This is a genomic window from Candidatus Flexicrinis affinis, from assembly GCA_016716525.1.
Lineage (GTDB): Bacteria > Chloroflexota > Anaerolineae > Aggregatilineales > Phototrophicaceae > Flexicrinis > Flexicrinis affinis.
On sequence record JADJWE010000007.1, the window covers coordinates 252143 to 271076 of the forward strand.

Below are 18934 nucleotides of genomic sequence, written 5' to 3' on the forward strand. Positions count from 1 at the left end.
TACAGTGAAGAAGCAAAATTGCTTAGAAGCGGTTTCAAAAATTGAGCGGTAACGGTACACTGGTGGGATGAGCCGACATGACGTGACTGACCAACAGTGGGAAATTCTGGAGCCGTTGATCCCTAAGCAGAAGCCGGGGCGCGGGCGACCGCGTGCGGATGATCGCCGTACGCTGAACGGCATTCTGTTCGTCCTGAAGACGGGCTGCCAATGGAAAGATATGCCCGAAGAGTTCGGCGACCATGTGACGTGCTGGCGGCGGCTGGATCGCTGGCAGCGGGACGGGACGTGGGAGCGGATCTGGCGGGCGCTGCTGGGGCAACTGGATGCGCAAGGCAAGTTGGAATGGACCGAAGCGTTTCTGGATGGGAGTTTCACCCCGCTAAAAAGGGGGGCCGGCGTCGGAACGACGAAGGTCGGCAAAGGCAGTCAAGTGATGCTGGTGGTAGAAGGACATGGGTTGCCAATTGGGGTGGTGGTGGAAAGCGCCACGCCTCACGAAGTCACGTTGGCGCAAGCCGTGATTGATGACGTTATGGTGCCCCGTGCGAAGCGCAAACCCCGGCGTCGCCCGCGCGCGCTGGGCGCTGACAAAGGGTTCGACAGCCGACGTCTGCGGGCCGCCTTGCGCCGGCGAGGGATCCGGCCCCGGATCCCGCAGCGCAAACGTGCCGAGGGCCACCGACCGCGGCGCGGTCAGCCGCAGGCGCCGCTGGGACGCACCCGGCGTTGGGTTGTCGAACGCACCTTCGCGTGGATGGACAACTGCCGTCGGCTGGTCGTGCGCTACGAGCGCAAGCTGGAAAACTTCAAAGCGTTCTGTCTGGTTGCCTTTATCCAATGGTCCCTCAACCGGCTACTGCGGCCTGTTGCCGCCATCGCCCCGTATTATTGAAATAGGCTCTAGGTACCTGTTTCATGAAATCGCACTGTCCAGCACGCGATTTGTCAAGACAAATCGCGTGTATGTGATTATACTTAAATAAGTATTTGGGAGGATACTAAGATGAACAAGAATTATTTGGCTCCTGTCCTGATTATGGTGATGGCTGTTGCGACTGCCAGTGGAAAGATTAACGCAGAAGACTTCATGTCTCGACCTACAAATCTGTACTATGTAGGTGATGGAAACGCGGAAGCCGATGTCAACACCGGCATGGGAATTCAGAAGGACGGAAAGGTACTAGGAGTCGGTGGTGATATTCAGTGGACCGATCCACTACTAGTTTCAGGAGGAAGTGGCACGTACGTCTATGCGTATGCCGCGTCTCGACTAAACTATGGATACGCGTTTGTTAAGTGGGGGTGGAAGAAGAATACGTCCAACACATACAAACTACTCTTGGCATATATCGACGGCGCCGGCTTCTATAGGACCGAAAGTTTTGGAGCTACCATACCAGTACATGCCAGCCTGTTTAACTATGATTTCCATTTCTTTGGGGGTTCGAAGTACTTCTTTCGAAATCATCAATACGTCGCTGATGTCAGTGTAGGTCCTTCGACGAATCAGATTGCGTATGGCAGTGGCGACACTGCGTTTGCAGGTGTTGATGTGTCATTCTACAAGAAAGAACACCTCCGGAATCCACCTATTTCGAATCCCGAAGTTCTATACTTTGACTGCAGCATATACTTCGGGGACATGGAGTGGTACAAAGAAGTCAACCAATCGCCCGGTCAGTTTGTGTGGAAGCCGTGGAATAACATGGCTGTTGATGCGATCACGCTCGCACTACCGGGGAGCGGCCAAGACAATTACCGATCGACGGCTGATGATTCGAATAGTTTCTTCGCGTGGAACGTATCAGGCGAAGACATCTACGATCCTTGTGGCGACGCCACTGACTAATCGTCAATTCTGCCCGTAAGAGATCTCAGGTTCCAGTGATTGAGAGGTGGAAACGATGCGCGTCCAAATTCGGCGGCACTTTCGCTCGGTTCTCGTCGTTTCAGTCGTTATAAGCCTGTCCTTTGTCACAGTCAATGTACTCGGTTTGGGAAACCGCGGACCGGTTTCCTTATCCCAGGAAACGATTCTTGCCTTCAATGCACAACAGAGTGACACGGCTGAGTTCATCACGCAGCTTGTCGAGCTTGATCGCCTTTCGCCAGACGTGGATGTACAACGTATTGGCTACTCCATCACAAGTCTACGACGCATAGTACTTGACGAAGCATCTAGTCTCGGTCTGCAAGATACGCCGTCCCAGATCGAAGAATATGTGCTGACGTACGGGCAGAGAATGACTTTGATAAATATCAATGTGAGCCCGCTTGGCCTGCCGGATCGCTCAGTACCTGTGATGATTTCACGGCTGTGGGGCGACGTTGCGCCATATGCTGGAGGGCGGAGCGCGAATTTCATCGAGATTGTTGTCGATCTGACGAATGGCGACGTTGTCGCAACCGCTGTCGGACTCGATCGAGGCCAGCAAGCTGTTGATGTTCATGTCGCTGACCGGGGTTACCGCGGGATCGACGTAGCGCTCACTCCGCAGGCGCCGCTGCCTGTGCCAAGCGACTAGGGGAGTTCGACTGCATATCGCGACCTCAAAGCCCAGCCGGTCAGTACGCCCTAGCGCAGCAGTTTGCGCAGCGTGCGATATAGGCCGGTTTGCCGCAAGGACTGGCTGAGCGTCCACAGCCGCGCAAATCGGGCGTTGCGCTGGCGGTACTCCGCGAGGTCGGCAGATAAGTCACCGTCATACTGCGCGGCCTGCTCCTCGAAGATGCGCTTGGCGATGGCGTACAAGGCGAGATCGGGCTGCGCGTACTGCTCGACCAGTGCGTGCAGCGGCGCCTTGTCCTCGACCTGCTTGGGCCGCGTCTGGGTCTCGCGTAGGCGGGCGTACTGCACGTTCTTCCACCCCAACCGCTGACGCAGCAGCAGCATGCTCTCGTCAAATCGCTCGACCAACCCGACCACGACGAAGTGCTCGCGCAGGTGGCGCTCGGCGATCTGCAGGCGTTGCTCGACCGGCAGCGACCGATTCCGACCCATGCCCCACCGGCCCGCCGCGTTGGGCGTGTCGTCCAGCCCGACGATCAGGTCGAGCTGAATCGACTGCATGCGCTCGATTTGCAGGAACTCCTCGAACGTCTTGCCGACGATCATCTCCTGCGTGGCCGAGCCTTCGTCCTCGAGGAAGTAGTGATAGTACGAGATGAGATGCTCGCGGGGATCGCGCAGCATGGTGATGTAGCGCGCGGGTTTCGGGATGAAGCGGTGCACGCCGTAGCGCAAATGACCGCCCACATAACGTAGGCGCGCGCGTTCGTCCTCCGGCAGTGCGAGGAACGCCTCGAAGTTGCGCTCTGTGCCTGAGCCGATCAGGTACTGCGGCTTGCCGACGAACTGCCGCCCGACCACTTGACGCAGCGTCGTGCCTGCGGTTTTGGGGATGTGCAGGAAGATCAGCGTTTCGTGCTGGTTGACGATACTCATGCGGGACGCCTTTCGTATCCTACAAGAGTACCCGGCGCACGATCAGCAAGCTACCGACGGCAATGTTGTTTCATAACCAAGGCCTCAAATAGAACCATGGATCTTGCTTCATGAGCGTCCGATAAACACAGACATACTAATCTCCCACGATCCTTAACACGCGCGCCGTCAAGACGGCGCGCGTGTTCTGAGTATTATTGGTAATATGGATCAATTACAGAAAGTTGTGTTGCGATGAAGCGTTTGTGCATCATTCTTGCTCTAAGTGTCTTTCTCACGGGAATAACTCCCTACACGGCCACCGCCCAAGACAGTGATGAGGAGATCCAATCCGCACCAAAGGAACAACTGTCGCTGAACGATATGGCAAATGCTACAGTTGTTGCAACTACGGAGATGGATCAGCGCTCGCCTGTAACGCTTACGGATGAGGAGTACGCGGAAGGCCAACGATTCGCATCGCGGTTATACAAACTCGAGAACTGTGCCGACGACTCCGCATGCTACTTCGAGGTCTACATGATTGCCGATGATCCTATCAGCGATGCGCGCCCGAAGACGGCCGGCAGAGGCTCTCCAGCACCGATGCCCGTCGGTTGGATCACGACGCAAGTGTGTGGGTTAAACATCTACAACGGACTGGGTCTAGTCGTGGCCCAACTTCGAGAGAACGTTACAATTAAGTACTCGAATGCAAGTGGTGGTCTGCCCCGACTTCCAGCGAAAGGTATTGCGGGACACCTGAACGGAACCGTAGCTTACTTTCCGACAGCTTGGATCCAGCTGGACGGCCCCACTGCGTTTCCCGGTTGGAACATCAAGCTGACATCAGGCGCGCTCTACTTTGTGGCAGGGGGATTACTGCAATGGGCTGCCTTTCCATTGCCTCCGCCGAACTCCTACTTCGGTGTCACCATGGTGGTCGATACAACCACAACCTACTGCATCTAGCCGACGACTCTTTACCTACCAATCCACGGTATCGAGGTTGTTGCATACGACAAGTTGAGGAGAACCAGTATGGAGAATGAACTGGGACAACTGGGGGTAAACGGTGGGTTCAGTATCGGGCAATGGCTCAACCTCGCTTTTGTAACATGGTTGTTAGCTTCTGGGACTACCGTATATGTCGTCTATCGTCTCATCCGCCGTCCACGCAGGGACAAACCCAAGCGCGACGAATTCGAGGACTGACATGAACGACCTGTCTGGACTCGGGATCAACAGTGATACGCAGCAGATCATGCTTCGTAACCTCATCATCAGCGGGTTTGCGCTGTGGCTGTTTTGGGGAACAGTGGCAATTGTCGCCTACCGCCTCATCCGCGGCCCGCGCAAGCAGAAACCGAAGCGCGACGAGCAGTACGAATAATCGCCCCTCACACCATGATCTCCACCCGTGCGCCGTCCGGATCGAGCACGACGCTTTCGTAGTACCCGTCACCGGTGGTGCGCGGTCCGCTGACAACCGTGTAGCCATCGGCGCGCAGGCGCTCGGTCAGTGCGTCGACGGCCTCGCGGCTTCCCACACTGAACGCGACGTGCGCCCAGCCGATGCGTTCTGTGCTGTCACCGCCGGCCACGTCAGGCCGCTGCATCAGCTCCAAGCGCGCACCGCCGTCGAACGTCAGGAAGTACGACGCGAATCCAGTGCGCGGGTTGACGTAGCGCATTCCGGCCGATCCGCCGAAGTACGCCTCGTAGAACGCACGCGAGCGCTCCAAGTCCGCTGTCCACAGCGCCGCGTGTTCGATTCGCATCGGTTCCTCTCCTCCGATAGGCGTTGCCCGCAGTGTAGCGAACCCGTCCCCGAATCGAAAAGCGGCAGAGGTTTCCCCTTGCCGCCTTCACATGTATCGACGTTTGGCTGTTTGGTTAGTTGTACAGGATGGTGAAGCGGCGCTTCTCGGACTTGATGGCCGGTTCGGTCTCGGTGATCGCGATCACCTGCCACGTGTGTTCTTCCTGCAAGACGATGTGGTTGTGAAGCTGCGGATTCATGCCCAGCCCGCATGTTTGCGTCGCCATGTTGCAGAAGTCCCAACTGCTGTCGGTGTAGTCGATCACCTTCTCGCCGGCCGCATTGCGGACGATCACGCGGTACTGATTGGCGAAGAACGTATGATTCCAGCGGAACCCGTCGAAATCAAAGCGGTTAACGAACACCGCACCGTCAGCGGGCGATGTCAGGGTCGCGGCAGGGCCTTCGTCCACCGTCAGCGTGATCTTCTGGCTCTTGATTGTGCTGTTCGGGAAATTAGCGATGATGCTGAACTTGACGGTGTGGCCGTCCTTGATCTGAGCCATGACGGTAGGCGGCACATACAGTGCGCATTCCGTGTCCGGGCACGGCGCGCCGACATCGTACTTGAACACCTGTCTCGTCTCGACCACCTTGAACTTCATCGTGTACGTGCTGCTGCCGGCGTCGGCCCACTTGAAGATCGTGCCGGGCCAGAGCGTTTCGCCGGATGACGGCGACAGGATCGTCGGATACAACGGAATGAAGACAACGCGCGGGTCGGCGGACGGGACAGGCAGCGGAGCCTCCTGCGCGGATGCGGCCTGCGCGGACAGCAGCGCGGACAGGATGAACAACAGGGCGGTGACAACTCGCTTGGTCATGAATGGGCCTCGGTGTTGGCTTCGGATCAATGCCACAACGATACCGGGCCGGCGTCTAGGAATCGTCCAGACCGTTCTGAACGAAAAAGCAACCGGTCGGCCGGTCGCTTTGTGTTCTCGATTCAGGTGCGACGGGTCACTGCGTACTAACCCGCGGCCGGTATTTCCTTCGCCAACTGCCGGCCGAGCGCCAATACATCGGCGACAAACACGTCGACGTCTTCGGCCGTCGTGCGATGATTGCTGATGCATGCGCGAAGGCAGTACTTGCCGTGCAGGCGCGTCGAGCTGACCAACGATCCACCGCCTTCCTGCTGCCGCAGCAGCAGTTCCTCGTTCAGGGCATTAAGCGCGTCGTCGTCCAACCCCGGCACGACATAGCGGAAACACACGATGTTGAGCGGAGACGGCGCGAGGCGTTCCAGCTCCGGCTCGGCATCGACCCGCGCGGCCAGCTTGCGGGTGTGCGCAACGTTCTGCGCGATCAGCCGGCCGTACTTGTCAATCCCATGCTCCTTGATCGACATCCACACCTTGAGCGCCTTGAACCCGCGCGAGAGCTGAATGCCGAGGTCGCTGAACCACACCTCGCCGGCGGACGCACCGCGCTTGCCGTGCACGAGGTATTCCGGCGTGGTCGTAAACGTCTTGTAGTGCTTCTCCTGCGAGCGTACCAGCACGACTGCCGCTTCGTAGTTGATGTACATCCACTTGTGCAGGTCGAAGGTCAGCGAGTCGGCGCGTTCCATACCACGCGTGAGCGGGCGGAGTTCAGGCGAGAGGGCAGCGAGCGCGCCGAACGCGCCGTCGACGTGGAACCACAGGTTCTCGCGGGCGCACAAGTCGGCCAAAGTATTCAGATCGTCGAACGCGCCGGTGTTGACCGTGCCTGCAGCGCCGACCACGCACACCGGCCGATGCCCCGCCGCGCGATCTTCCGCGATGGCGCGTTCAAGGGCCGCGATGTCGATCTCGAACGCGTCGTTGACCGGGATAATCCGCAGCGACTCGCGGCCCAAGCCGAGCACTTCGACGGCGCGCGGCACGCACGAATGAACCTCCGACGAAGCATAGAACATCAAGCGAGGCGCGCCCTCGGGTTTGACGCCGAGCTTGCGCACGTCCCAACCAGCCATCTGATTGCGGGCAACCGTCAGGGCCAGCAGATTCGAGGCCGACGCGCCGCTGACCATGACCCCGCTGGCCTCGGCCGGATAGCCGACCGCTTCCTTGAGCCAGTTGATCGCCTGCAGTTCGACGTAGTTGGCGATGTGCTCGCCACCGCCAGTGTTCGGGTTCATGACCGCGGCGAGGAAGTCGCCCAGCGCGCCGAGCGGCGTGCCGGTGCCGATCACCCAGCCCCAGAAGCGGGGATGGATGTTGCCCATCGGGTAGGGCAGCACGTCGTTGACGAAGTCCGCATAGACGGCGGCAGGGTCCTGCGGGTCGTGCGGCACCGGCACGGCCATGCGCGCCTTCGCATCGTCGGGCAGCGGCCTCCATACCGGGCGTTCGCGCACGGTGCGCAGCGTGTCGAACATGTCGTCAACCATCTGATGGCCGAGCGTCTTCAGCGATTCCCAAGCCTCAGTCGTGGCGGGATCGAGCGATTCATCGTGCAGTGTGATCTGCGAATCATCGAACAGCGTCATCGAGAACTCCCCTAGCAGAACAACATGGTAGGTAGCGTATCACGGGTTTTGAGCGACAGCCTACATCCAATGTGGGTCGTTCCAGTCGACCAATTCGGGTGCGCGGCGGTCTACCCCTTGGGCAGGGTGAACCAGAACGTGCTGCCTTTGCCCAGTTCGCTTTCCACGCCCAGTTCGCCGCCGAGCTTGGTCACCATGCGCTGCACGATTGACAGGCCGATCCCCAGCCCGCGCTCGTGGTTGGAGTTCAGCCGCGTGAACAGCGCGAATATGCGCGCTTTGTCCTCCGGCGCGATGCCGAGACCGTTGTCCTGCACCTCGTAGCGGACGCGATCGCCGTCCGGCTTGGCGCGAATGTGGATGCGAAGCTCGCGCTGGTCGTCGCGGTACTTGAGCGCGTTGCTGATCAGGTTGGCGAAGACTTCAGTCATCCACTGCGGATGCCCCATCGCCGGTGGCAGCATGTCCTCGATGACGATGCTGTCGCGGTTGTCGCCGAAGCGTTCCAGCGTGCGCTGGACGACCGCGTTGACATCGACCTTCTCGACCTTGGCCTCGGCATCGCGCAAGGTCGCCAGCTTGAGCAGGTCTTCGATCATCTCCAGCAGGGCATCGACCATCTTAGGGATCATCGACAGCATGCGCCGGCCGTTGGGCGTGAGGTCTTCGTCTTGCAGCAGATCGGCATAGCCGAGGATGATCGCCAGCGGAGACTTTAAGTCGTGGGCGATCGTGTGATTGAAGGCGAGCAGTTCGCTGTTCGTCTCCTCGAGGGAACGCGTGTACCGATGCAGCGCAAGCTCCGCTTGCGTGCGCTGCCGCAGATACAGGATCAGCATCGCGGTGACGCTGAGGACGATCAGGAGGCCAAGCAAGCCGCTGTTCTGTGCCTCTGCCAGCATACCGTCATCGGACACCGCAAACGACAAGTTCCACGTTCTGCCGGCAATCGCGACCGCCTTCGTGCTGCTGTACGCACCGAACTCGCTCGCACGGGTCTCCACCGGGACGGTCTCGAACAGCGTCACGTTCGCAACGTCTGCATCGGTGATCGCGACCGCCATGTCGGGCATGCCGACACGATCGAGGGCAGACGCAAGAAAGTCGCTCGCTTGCAAGACGAGAACGACAAACCCGCGCACGGTGTCGATGCGCTCGGAGTCGGTCTCAGGCTGGGGGGTTTGCGCGTAAATGGGCTGGTAGATGTAGATCGTGTACTGCTCCTCTAGCCCGAACCGCGTCGGCGGGGATGCGGCAATCGTCCCCCGGCGCGCGGTATCCAGAAGCAGCGTGTAGCGGGTCTCGTTAGCGCCGAGATCCATCCCGATGATCGCATCAGGATTGATCATCGGCGACAGGAAGTAGATTGGGAAATGCGCGTCGCGCTCTGCGGCACGCACGACGACCCCATCGCCATCACGTTCGACGATCTGGAAATCCGGCGCGTATTCCTCACGGCCCGCCGTTTCGAAGTCCGTGCGGGCGGTTGCGCTCACGAAAGGCACCCATTGGGCGAGGCGCACTTCGGGGTGCGTCCGCAGCATTTGTGCGGCAAAAGTATCGAACGACGCGCGATCGACATCGAGCGAGGTGGCATACAGCGCCTGAAACGATTCCAGCACGTGCAGCGTGCTCTCGATGCTCTGCTGTACCGACACAGTCACCTGCTCGGTGCGCCGCTCGATGCGTGCGACTGCGGTCGCCCGCGCCTGCTGATTCAACACCTGCATGACGAACACGGCCAGCACGACGCCAATTGCACCAACGATCAGATAGCGGGCGGTAGGAGAAAGCGAACGCGTCACGCGCATACGCGGCTACATTCTGAACACGCCGTAGGTCGTATCGCTGACCTCGGCATTTAGCGCCGCGGAGAGCGCCAGCCCCAGCACACGCCGCGTATGCAGCGGATCGAGTATGCCGTCGTCCCACAGCCGTGCCGACGAATAATACGGGTCTCCCTTGTGTTCGTAGTCGTCGAGGATCGGCTGTTTGAAGGCGGCCTGTTCCTCCGGCGTCATGTCGGGTTGGCCGGCGCGTGCCAGTTGATCGCGCTTGATGGTCAGCAGCACGTTCGCCGCCTGCTCGCCGCCCATGACCGAGATGCGGGCGTTTGGCCACATCCACAGGAAGCGCGGGCCATAGGCACGCCCGCACATGCCATAGTTGCCCGCCCCGAAGCTGCCGCCGATGATCAGCGTAAACTTCGGCACGTTGGCATTGGCGACGGCGTGCACCATCTTGGCGCCGTCCTTGGCGATGCCGCCCTGCTCATAAGCTTTGCCGACCATGAAGCCGGTGATGTTTTGCAGAAACACCAGCGGAATGCGGCGCGCTGTGCACAGTTCGATGAAGTGCGCGCCCTTAAGCGCCGACTCGCTGAACAGCACGCCGTTGTTGGCGACGATCCCGACCGGATAGCCTTCGATGTGCGCGAAGCCGGTCACCAGCGTGGTGGCGTAGCGCGCCTTGAACTCGCGGAAGCGGCTGCCGTCCACCAAGCGCGCGATGACCTCGCGCACGTCGTACGTCTCGCGAAACGAGGTCGGCAGGATGCCGTACAGCTCTTCGGGCTCGTATAGCGGCGGTTCGGGCGGGCGCACGTCCTGATCGACTCGCTTGACGCGGTTCAGGCTGGCCACGATCCCGCGCACGATTTCCAACGCGTGGTCGTCGTTCTCGGCGAAATGATCGGCCACGCCGGAAACACGCGTGTGCACATCTGCGCCGCCCAATTCCTCTGCCGTGACCTCCTCGCCGGTCGCGGCCTTCACCAGCGGCGGCCCGCCGAGGAAGATCGTCCCCGTGCCTTTGACGATCACTGCCTCGTCGCTCATGGCCGGCACGTATGCCCCGCCGGCCGTGCAGCTTCCCATCACGCACGCGATCTGAGGGATTTTGGCGGCGCTCATGCGTGCTTGGTTATAGAAGATGCGGCCGAAGTCGTCGTGGTCGGGGAACACTTCGTCCTGCATGGGCAGGAACGCCCCGCCGCTATCGACCAGATAGATGCACGGGAGGTTGTTCTCAAGCGCGACCTGCTGGGCGCGCAGGTGCTTCTTGACGGTCATCGGGTAGTACGACCCTCCCTTGACCGTGGCGTCATTGGCGACGATCAGGCACTCGACGCCGCTGACCCGGCCAATCCCGGTGACGATACCCGCAGCGGGCGTGTCGTCGGGAGGATACAGTTCCCACGCGGCCAACGGCGCGATCTCCAGAAACGGCGATCCCGGGTCGAGCAGCTTATCGATACGCTCGCGCACGAGCAGCTTGCCGTGCTCGCGGTGCCGCTGCTGATAGCGCGGCCCGCCGCCCTCGCTCACCCGACGCAGGCGTTCCTTGAGTTGTTCGGCAAGGGCACGGTTGTGCGCGGCATTGGTCTCGAATCGCGGGTCGGACGGATTAACGAGCGTTTCGAGGATATCCATGCGTGACCATTCAAAAGGTGTGGCACATCAATGATTCAGCATTCTACGCGCTAGGATACCATAAATGTTGATCGTAACGGTTGCGGATGTCGGCGGTGCCGGTGGCGTTCACAACCGTCAGCGTCTTGAAAGTATCTAGAGATCGCTAGCGTCAGCGCCCACCCGCGCGCTATCTTCTAGCGGCTTATATTGCGCGCGCCGGCTTTGGGGGACGTATGCTTTATGGGATGTTGACGCTAGAGGAATTGCGCGCCCGCGTAGAGCGCGGCGAGATCGAGACCATCGTCCTCGGCTTCACCGACCACTACGGGCGGTTGATGGGTAAACGCTTCGACGCCGAGTTCTTCGTCGCCAACGCCGAAGACGGTACCCACGGATGCAACTACCTGCTGATCGTCGATATGGAAATGGATCCGACGCCCGGCTACAAGTACGCCAACTGGGAGATGGGCTTCGGCGACTTTCACATGGTGCCGGATATGTCGACCTTGCGCGTCGCGAGCTGGCTTGACAAGACCGCACTGGTGATCTGCGACGTCGTGGACGACAAGGCGCACGACTACGTCCCGGTCGCGCCGCGCTCGATCCTGCGCCGTCAGATCGCGCGCACAGCGGAGCTTGGATACACCGCGATGGCCGCGTCGGAGCTTGAGTTCTTTGCGTTCGAGGACAGCTACCGGCAGGCGCAGGAGAAGGGTTACGCCGGCCTTCAGCCGATGGGCTGGTACATTGAGGACTATCACATCCTGCAAGCCAGCCGCGAGGAGAAGTTCGTCGCCGAGGCGCGCCGTCACCTCAAACGCTCCGGCATCCCGGTCGAAAACTCGAAGGGCGAGTGGGGACACGGCCAGCACGAGCTTAACGTGCGCTATGCCGAGAGCCTCGTCATGGCCGACCGCCACGCGATCTTTAAGCAGTGCCTCAAAGAAGTGGCCGACGCGCTCGGCTTCAGCGTAACGTTCATGGCCAAGCCGTTCGACACGCAGGCCGGCTCGAGCGGACATCTGCACTTCAGCCTGTGGAAGGACGGAGAAAACGCCTTCAAGGGCGATACGCCGCTGGGCAAGGTCGCCGGTTCCGACATCTTCCGCTGGTTCCTCGGCGGGTGGATGGCGCATGCCGCCGAGCTGATGGTGTTTTACGCGCCCACGGTCAACAGCTACAAGCGCTTCATCGACCTGTCGTGGGCGCCGACACGCATCGCGTGGAGCTACGACAACCGCACGGCGGGCTTCCGCATCCTCGGCAGCGGGGCCGGCCTACGCATCGAGAACCGCATCCCCGGCGCGGACTGCAACCCGTACCTCGCCTATGCCGCGTCGTTGGCCTCCGGCATCGACGGAATCGCCAATCAGATCGAGCCGCCGGCCATGTTCGACGGCGACATTTACGCCGCGCAGCAGCTCCCACGCGTGCCGCGCACGCTGGAACACGCTGTCGATGTGTTCGCCTCAAGCAGTTTCGCCAAACAGGCCTTTGGCGCGGATGTCGTCGAACATTACGCGCACTTCTATACCAAGGAGATCGAAGCCTACAACAAAGCCGTCACCGATTGGGAACGCGCACGCTATTTCGAACGGATCTAGGCTGCTGATTGGGGCGCTGCCCCAACCCCCGGCAGGGATTTGCATCCCTGCACCCGCACTTTGCGGATCGGCATCGGGTGCGATGCCGATCCGCGGGAGTGGGAGTCCAGAGGGCGTAAGTCCTCTGGTGGAGGTGTGGAGGCGAAGCCTCCGCAAACACGGCTCGTCTTTACGTACACTGGAGCATATCTCATGCGGTTGCAAGACAAAGTAGCACTCATCACCGGCGCCGGCAGCGGTATCGGCTATCACACGGCGCTGGTATTCGCGCAGGAAGGCGCGGCGGTCGTCGCCGTCGATGTCAATGACGAGGGCGGCCAGCAGACGATCAAGGAGATCACTGACGCCGGCGGCCGCGCGATTTACGTCCACGCCGACGTGTCGAGCGCGTCCGACTGCGCCAGGATGGTCGAAGCGGCGGAGGACACCTACGGCAAGCTCAACATCCTGTTTAACAACGCCGGCATCATGCTCAGCGCCGACGACGACGCCATCAGCACCGACGAGACGGTGTGGGACTTGACGATGGCCGTCAACGTCAAAGGTGTGTTCTTCGGCTGCAAGTACGGTATTCCGGCGCTGCGGCGGGCGGGCGGTGGCAGCATCATCAACACGGCCTCGTTCGTGGCGCTGCTCGGCGCGGCGACGCCCCAGCTTGCGTACACCGCCAGCAAGGGCGCGGTGCTCTCGATGACCCGCGAACTGGCGATCATCCACGCCCGCGAGAACATCCGCGTCAACGCGTTATGTCCCGGCCCGCTGCGCACCGAGCTGCTGATGAAGTTCCTCAACACCGATGAGAAGAAGCAGCGCCGCCTGGTGCATATCCCGATGGGGCGCTTCGGCGAGGCCAAGGAGATGGCCTACGCCGCCCTGTACCTCGGCTCCGACGAGTCGTCGTATGTGACCGGCACCGAGTTCGTTGTCGACGGCGGGATCACCGCCGCATACGTCACGCCGCAGTGAGCAGAACGATGAGCGAGATTCAACGCACCTACACGCCCGTCGACGGATCGCTGTTCCTTGAGCGGGAACTGGCAAACGACACGCAGATCGAAGACGTACTCACACACGCCGAGGCCGCCCAAGCGGGATGGCGAGCGGCCTCGATTGCCGATCGCGCAGCGGCCTGCACGGCGCTGGTCGACTGGCTCGTGGCGCGCAAGGATCAGCTCGGCGAAGAGCTGACGTGGCAGATGGGCCGGCCGGTGCGCTATACGCCCAACGAGATCGCCGGCGGCTTTCAGGAGCGCGCGCGGTACATGATCGGCGTTGCGCCGGAGACGCTGGCCAACATCCAACCCGCACCCAAAGAGGGTTTCCGCCGTTTCATTCGCCGTGAGCCGGTCGGGACGGTCCTGGTGCTGGCCCCGTGGAATTATCCGTGGCTAACCGCCGTCAACGCCGTCATCCCCGCGCTGATGGCGGGCAACAGCGTAATCCTCAAGCACTCCGATCAAACGCCGTTGGTGGCCGAACGGCTCACCGAAGCAGCGCACGCGGCGGGCATGCCCGCCGGCGTATTCCAACACATCCACATGACACATGAGGCGGTCGCTCGCGTGATTCAAGACCCGCGCGTCGACGCGGTCGTGTTCACGGGATCGGTGGCGGGAGGTCATGCCGTGACGCAGGCAGCCAGCACGCGCTTCGTGCGCGTGGCGACCGAGTTGGGCGGCAAAGACCCGGCCTATGTGCGCGCCGACGCTGGCCTGCCCTTCGCGATAGAGAACGTCATGGACGGCGTGCTGTTCAACTCCGGCCAGTCCTGCTGCGCGGTCGAACGCATCTACGTGCATCAGGACGTATATCAGTCGTTCGTGGACGGCGCGGTGGCGCTCACCAACAGCTATATGTTGGGCAATCCGCTGGGGTCGGACGTCACGCTCGGCCCGCTGGTGCGTACACGCGCTGCCGACTTCGTGCGCGGGCAGATCGCGGAAGCGGTCGCGCATGGCGCGCAGGCGCTCATCGACCCTGTGCGCTTCCCGGATGACCGGCCCGACTCGCCCTATCTGGCACCGCAGATTCTGGTCAACGTCGATCACACGATGCGCGTGATGAGCGAGGAAAGCTTCGGCCCGGTCGTCGGCATCATGCCGGTCAAGGACGACATGGAAGCGGTGCGCCTGATGAACGACAGCGTCTACGGCCTGACGGCATCGATCTGGACGCGCGATGTCGACGCAGCGATCGCGCTCGGCGGGCAGATCGAGGCCGGAACGGTGTACATGAACCGGTGCGATTACCTCGATCCGGCGCTGGTGTGGACGGGTGTCAAAGACAGCGGGCGCGGCATGTCGCTGTCGGTACTGGGTTACGAGCATTTCACGCAGGCCAAATCGTACCACCTGCGAATCGCGACATGAGCGTATAGTAATGTCATCGCAATTTTGCAGCCGGGGGAACCTGCAATGGACGCGCTGACAATCATGTTCTATGGCAACAAGACGCTTCTGGCAGCTCTTGAGGGGCTCGATCACGATCATTGGCTGGTGGGCGGCGTGTGCGGCGTGTGGTCGGTCAAGGACATCGTCGCCCACATGGCGTGCTACGAGCTGCTGATCGGCGATGTGTTCGGCATGTTCACCGGGGCGGCCGAAAAGCCTATGTTTGACCGCATGGCGGCGTCGTATGAGACGTGGAACGACGATACGGTGGCCGAGCGGCGCCACCTCACGCCGCAAGCGGTGCTTGACGAGTACCACGCGGCGTATACGGAGAAGATGGCGCGGGCCGAGGCGATCGGCGCGGCCAAGCTGGCCGAGGTCGGGACGATTCCGTGGTACGGCGAAGGATACGCGCTGGACGATTACATCGTGTACACGGACTACGGCCATAAGCGCGAACATGCCGCGCAGATCATGGTCTACCGCGACACGTTGCGGTGAACTACGGCACCACTATGAATCGGGTGTATAGCGCGGCACGTTAGGTTCAGGCGGCACGAAATCTCCCCATCCCTCGTCGATAGGAATTCGCGTGAGGTCTGGGAGCGTGTCGGCATCCGATGCGGCCATGGACTCGAACTCGCGACCGGTCGTGCCGTCTATCGCAAACAGGAAGGCGGTGACATCTGTCCTCCCGCCTGCCGATCCAAATCCGGCTAGTACAGGAACGTCGCCGCGAACCTCATATACAATCAGCTGAGAGTCGCGCGTGAGACCCTGACCCGCGAGCAGTTCGGGGGTGTCGTTTCGGTCGACCATAGTCATGAACTGCCCCACACTCATCACGACCATTTTTTCATAAGTGGGGGCACCAACAAGGCCGTATTGCTGCGCAGTTCGGCGCATGCCATCAAGCGCAACGTCCCGAGAGATGATGAGACCAGCAAAAGGGTCGTTCGACTGACCTGTCCGATTGGACAAGGCTATGATAGCGATCAACCCGCACAGGATTACTCCGAAAACACCAATAACGTGCCATCGGCTTAGCATGCGCTGCTCCACACATTCATGCGAAAAGTGTAGCACTCGATACGTTCTTGTACTTGACGCCAGAACCACGGATGCTTGATGACACCGCCTACATGACGAAGTGATAGGCCTCGATGCGCTGCGGGAAGATCACTTCGTCGAAGTCCGGGTACAGCCGCGAGAGGCGCGAGCGCGATTGCAGCGGCGGGTAGGTCTTTTCCTTCGTCGTACGCCAATGATCCTCGGCCGGGTCGATCCAGATCGAAGGATCGAGGATAGGCGGGTCGACGGCATACAGCAACCGGCCGAACGTGCTGCGCGGCAATCCCGAATGGCCAATGACATGCGCGAGGCGGACGGGCCACGGCCCATCGTGCGGAAGCGCTATTCCGGGCGCGTGGCGCGCCAGCATACCCTCGACCATCGGCGGCGTCACACCGTAACGCGCCAGTAGTTCGGCCAGCGTCTTGACTCCAATCTGCGAGTAATAGCCATAGTCCAACACGACCGGGATGTAGTGTCCGCCGGAAGTCTCGCCCGCGTTACGGCGGATGATCGCCGTCCCGTCCGGGCCGACCAGCGCGCCGCCATTGCCGCCATGGGCATCGGCCACGCTCACGCCCAGCGTCGCCAGCGCCGCTTCAAGCAGGTTGCCGGCATCCTCGGCCATGCGCCGGTCAAGGTCGGGGCTGTTGAAGGCACGCACCTGTGGCAGGAGCTGGCAGTGCAGGCTGGCAGGATAGCCGCCGGCTTGAATTGCCTGACCGGCCGCGTCGTGAAACACCAGCTTGGTCGTGTGGCGCGGCATCAGGAACAGGTCCGACAACAGCAGCGGGTACGCTGGATCGCGGATCGGCTCGCCACTGGCGTCGAGCCGCACGTCGAATTCGTAGGCCGGGCGGCCGTTGGCAGTGATGGTGCGGACATGATGGTCCGGCACGAAGCGCAGTACGCGCCGCTGATCGCCGGCCGACACGCTGCCCTCACGGTGGCCGATCACGATGGCATATCCGCCGTGACCAACCTCCTGCACGTCCATGAAACCGTAGCGGTAAGCGATCAGCGTCAGAAGTTCGTTCAGCCGCAGTTCTTCCCCGGCGAAGGTGATCGGCCGCTGTGCGACGCGGTCGAAGATCGCGGCGGCCTGCGGAATCTGGACCGCCGCGCCGAACATGAACTCGTCATCTAGCAGGGCGCGGTAATACGACACGATCCCGCGCAGTTGGTTGGCGAGGGGTTCAAGCTCGGGAAGGATTTGGCGCGGCATTTCGGCGGTCCGTTGAGCGGGGCGGTCCCGATAATACCGGGCGATCGGCCGTGCTCAAAATTCGGCCGATCGCGCTCAATCCGCGGCGGCGGCGGCAGGGACAGGCCGTGCGACGCCACGGCCCTTGATCCCCAGCGTCAGGCCGGAGGCGACGATGCCCATGATTGCCGCGCTGATGAAGATGAGATGGTAGTCGCCCAAGTGATCGCGGAAGAACCCGCCGGCAAAGCTGGCGATCCCCGCGCCGATCATGTGCGAGCAGTAGATCCAGCCGTAGATCGACCCTAAAGACTTACGGCCAAAGCGTTCCGCCGTAAGGTTGATCGTCGGCGGCACGGTGGCGACCCAGTCGAAGCCGTAGATGATGGTGAACAGCAGCATGCCCTGCATTTCGAGCACGAATGGCAGCGCGGCGAGGCTGAGCGCGCGGAAGCCGTAGTACGTCGCCAGCAGCTTGCGGTTGTCGAAGCGTTCGCTGAGCGCGCCGCTGATGAGCGACCCGACGATGTTCATCACGCCCATGACGGCGATCGCGCCGGCCATCTCGGCCTCGACGAAGCCGTGTTCGAGCGCGTGCGGCAGCAGATGCGTGCCGATCATGCCGTTGGTGGTGTAGCCGCACACGAAGAAGCTGCCGGCCAGCAGCCAGAAATCGCGCGTGCGGATCGCTTCGCGCAGCGGCGTCGTGCGGCTGTCGGCAAGCACAGCCGACGCAGACAACGCTTTGCCCCACGCCGTCGTGCGCGCGTCCTCCGGTGAACTGCGCATGAACACTAGCGCAAGCCCGCCCGCCGCGATACCTGCGCCGACCAGCACGAGGATCACCGCACGCCAGTTGCCGCCGGTGCCCGCCGCGATCAGCGTGGGCGTAAACAGGAACTGCCCTGCCGCGGCCGCCGCGCTGAACAACCCCAGCACCATGCCGCGCTTGACGTTGAACCAGCGCGTCGCCACGGTCGCGCCCAGCGTGCCGGCCACCGCGCCGGTGCCGATGCCGACGACCACGCCCCACCACAAGTGGAACTGCCAGAGCTGATCCATCGTCAGCATGAGCGCGAGGCCGGCGGTAATCACGGCCAGCCCGCCCAGCAGCACGCGCCTCGGCCCGAAGCGATCCATCAGCGCGCCGCCCAACGGAGCGCCGAAGCCAAACACGAACAGGCTAATCGCGACCGCGAACGACGTCTCGGAGCGCGTCCAGCCGAATTCGACTTCAAGCGGCACCAGCACCACGCTCGGCGCGGTTCGCACGCCCGCCGACGTCAGCAGGCCGAGAAACGTAACAACGGCAACGATCCAAGCGTAGTGCAGTCGACGCGTGGTCATGGGGTAAGCCTATGGACAGATAGCGCAAGGGCGATGTGTCAACTCTAAGGTTCGGGCGGTGTGGGTAACAAGGTCCAATTCGGCCCGTGGACACCGACAACTTGCCTGTCGTTATCACCTGTTCGCTTGGCGCGACATGAGTAAGTCTGCACAAATTGCGGCGCGGTGAACTATAATCTT

19 protein-coding genes are annotated in these 18934 nt (G+C 61.5%); 10 read left to right on the top strand and 9 right to left on the bottom strand.

The annotated features are described in order from the left end of the window. Positions 1-82 precede the first annotated feature (82 nt). The 3 genes from IPM16_18700 to IPM16_18710 all read left to right on the top strand — a co-directional run bounded on the left by IPM16_18700 (position 83) and on the right by IPM16_18710 (position 2528). Positions 83-895 carry an IS5 family transposase gene (locus tag IPM16_18700; GenBank protein MBK9125132.1) on the top strand — a complete coding sequence of 271 codons (813 nt, stop codon included), beginning with the start codon at positions 83-85 and terminating at the stop codon, positions 893-895. Between the two features lie 111 nt (positions 896-1006). Beyond that, positions 1007-1852 carry a hypothetical protein gene (locus tag IPM16_18705; protein ID MBK9125133.1) on the top strand — a complete coding sequence of 282 codons (846 nt, stop codon included), beginning with the start codon at positions 1007-1009 and terminating at the stop codon, positions 1850-1852. Between the two features lie 55 nt (positions 1853-1907). Then, positions 1908-2528 carry a hypothetical protein gene (locus IPM16_18710; protein ID MBK9125134.1) on the top strand — a complete coding sequence of 207 codons (621 nt, stop codon included), beginning with the start codon at positions 1908-1910 and terminating at the stop codon, positions 2526-2528. A 50-nt stretch (positions 2529-2578) separates the two neighbouring features. On the opposite strand, the gene IPM16_18715 is transcribed toward IPM16_18710, so the two are convergent. Further along, on the bottom strand, positions 2579-3448 hold the full coding sequence (locus IPM16_18715) for a sulfotransferase family 2 domain-containing protein (GenBank protein MBK9125135.1): 870 nt from the start codon (positions 3446-3448) through the stop codon (positions 2579-2581). A 234-nt stretch (positions 3449-3682) separates the two neighbouring features. On the opposite strand from IPM16_18715, the gene IPM16_18720 reads away from it, so the two are divergent. The 3 genes from IPM16_18720 (at position 3683) to IPM16_18730 (ending at position 4820) form a co-directional block, all read left to right on the top strand. Continuing rightward, positions 3683-4399 (top strand): hypothetical protein, encoded by a 717-nt coding sequence (locus IPM16_18720; protein ID MBK9125136.1) that lies wholly within the window; start codon positions 3683-3685, stop codon positions 4397-4399. A 69-nt stretch (positions 4400-4468) separates the two neighbouring features. Continuing rightward, positions 4469-4642, top strand: a complete 174-nt coding sequence (locus IPM16_18725) for a hypothetical protein (protein ID MBK9125137.1) — start codon at positions 4469-4471, stop codon at positions 4640-4642. Position 4643: 1 nt separating this feature from the next. After that, on the top strand, positions 4644-4820 hold the full coding sequence (locus tag IPM16_18730) for a hypothetical protein (protein ID MBK9125138.1): 177 nt from the start codon (positions 4644-4646) through the stop codon (positions 4818-4820). A 7-nt stretch (positions 4821-4827) separates the two neighbouring features. Here IPM16_18730 and IPM16_18735 read toward each other — a convergent pair whose 3' ends face one another. The 5 genes from IPM16_18735 to IPM16_18755 all read right to left on the bottom strand — a co-directional run bounded on the left by IPM16_18735 (position 4828) and on the right by IPM16_18755 (position 11156). Beyond that, positions 4828-5208, bottom strand: coding sequence for a VOC family protein (locus tag IPM16_18735; protein MBK9125139.1), 381 nt, complete (start codon positions 5206-5208; stop codon positions 4828-4830). Between the two features lie 115 nt (positions 5209-5323). Then, entirely contained in the window at positions 5324-6073 is a 750-nt protein-coding gene (locus IPM16_18740) for a hypothetical protein (protein MBK9125140.1), read from the bottom strand. A 146-nt stretch (positions 6074-6219) separates the two neighbouring features. Next, complete coding sequence (locus IPM16_18745; protein ID MBK9125141.1) at positions 6220-7725, bottom strand: amino acid decarboxylase; 1506 nt, start codon at positions 7723-7725, stop codon at positions 6220-6222. A gap of 110 nt (positions 7726-7835) precedes the next feature. Continuing rightward, positions 7836-9536, bottom strand: coding sequence for a CHASE domain-containing protein (locus IPM16_18750; GenBank protein MBK9125142.1), 1701 nt, complete (start codon positions 9534-9536; stop codon positions 7836-7838). A gap of 6 nt (positions 9537-9542) precedes the next feature. Beyond that, positions 9543-11156: a methylcrotonoyl-CoA carboxylase gene (locus IPM16_18755; protein MBK9125143.1), complete on the bottom strand. Its 1614-nt coding sequence runs from the start codon at positions 11154-11156 to the stop codon at positions 9543-9545. A 227-nt stretch (positions 11157-11383) separates the two neighbouring features. Here IPM16_18755 and IPM16_18760 point away from each other — a divergent pair, with 227 nt between their 5' ends. From IPM16_18760 to IPM16_18775, 4 genes are all read left to right on the top strand, one after another. Next, positions 11384-12742, top strand: a complete 1359-nt coding sequence (locus IPM16_18760; protein ID MBK9125144.1) for a glutamine synthetase — start codon at positions 11384-11386, stop codon at positions 12740-12742. Between the two features lie 192 nt (positions 12743-12934). Beyond that, positions 12935-13708, top strand: a complete 774-nt coding sequence (locus IPM16_18765) for a glucose 1-dehydrogenase (protein MBK9125145.1) — start codon at positions 12935-12937, stop codon at positions 13706-13708. Positions 13709-13716: 8 nt separating this feature from the next. Continuing rightward, positions 13717-15111 (top strand): aldehyde dehydrogenase family protein, encoded by a 1395-nt coding sequence (locus tag IPM16_18770; GenBank protein MBK9125146.1) that lies wholly within the window; start codon positions 13717-13719, stop codon positions 15109-15111. Between the two features lie 45 nt (positions 15112-15156). Beyond that, positions 15157-15633 (top strand): maleylpyruvate isomerase N-terminal domain-containing protein, encoded by a 477-nt coding sequence (locus IPM16_18775; GenBank protein ID MBK9125147.1) that lies wholly within the window; start codon positions 15157-15159, stop codon positions 15631-15633. A 12-nt stretch (positions 15634-15645) separates the two neighbouring features. On the opposite strand, the gene IPM16_18780 is transcribed toward IPM16_18775, so the two are convergent. The 3 genes from IPM16_18780 to IPM16_18790 all read right to left on the bottom strand — a co-directional run bounded on the left by IPM16_18780 (position 15646) and on the right by IPM16_18790 (position 18754). Continuing rightward, positions 15646-16182 carry a hypothetical protein gene (locus tag IPM16_18780; protein MBK9125148.1) on the bottom strand — a complete coding sequence of 179 codons (537 nt, stop codon included), beginning with the start codon at positions 16180-16182 and terminating at the stop codon, positions 15646-15648. A gap of 88 nt (positions 16183-16270) precedes the next feature. Next, positions 16271-17428, bottom strand: coding sequence for a hypothetical protein (locus tag IPM16_18785; protein MBK9125149.1), 1158 nt, complete (start codon positions 17426-17428; stop codon positions 16271-16273). Positions 17429-17503: 75 nt separating this feature from the next. Continuing rightward, the gene (locus IPM16_18790) at positions 17504-18754 is read right to left on the bottom strand and encodes an MFS transporter (GenBank protein ID MBK9125150.1); all 1251 of its coding nucleotides are present in this window, start codon (positions 18752-18754) and stop codon (positions 17504-17506) included. Positions 18755-18934: the final 180 nt, after the last annotated feature.